The 623-nt window shown below is 45.6% G+C and carries 1 pseudogene; it reads right to left on the reverse strand.

From position 1 onward, the window contains the following. Positions 1-131 precede the first annotated feature (131 nt). Positions 132-623 (reverse strand): annotated as a pseudogene (locus tag KIV40_RS30120) (peptidylprolyl isomerase); the annotation flags it as partial.

A 623-nucleotide genomic window follows, 5' to 3' on the forward strand; every position in this document is an offset into this window, starting at 1 on the left:
CACTGTAGTTTGTTTATATAAAAATAAAGCGGGCCACCTAAGTGACCCGCTTTGAGTTACATCTGATTTTCATTGTCGTGTAGGCTGACTCGCAAACCTACTCTTCAAGCTGTCAATCACGTACCTTGCTATTACTGACCTTGACCTACGATGTAGTATTCAACGTCTGCATTCTTACGAAGTACGTTCAGAACGTTCGTTAGGTCTTGTTGATTACCAACACGCTCTAGCTGTGCACCGATTTGAGTGCTGTAAGCTGGGTTGATATCTGCAGTTACCTTAGAAAGCTCTACAACAACGATGTTGCCGTTCTGGTCTTTCGCTTGACCAAATACTGCTTTGTCCGCTTCAGGCTTCGCAAATGCAAATACAGAGCTTGCTAGTGGAGAGCTACGGTCAATCGTTTCAAGTTCGCTAAACGCTAGGTCGTTTTCAGCCAGTACCGCTTCGTTACCCGCTTTCAGCTCATTAACTAGAGAAACGCCCAGTTCAATTGCTTGCTGCTCTGCTTTCACGTTAGAAAGTGCTGCTACAACTTGGTCATTCACTTCTTCTAGCGGTAGAACCGTTTCGTCACGCGTCTCTTCAACACGAACTACGATAACGTGCTCAGGTGCCACTTC

This window comes from Vibrio sp. D173a, assembly GCF_030248475.1.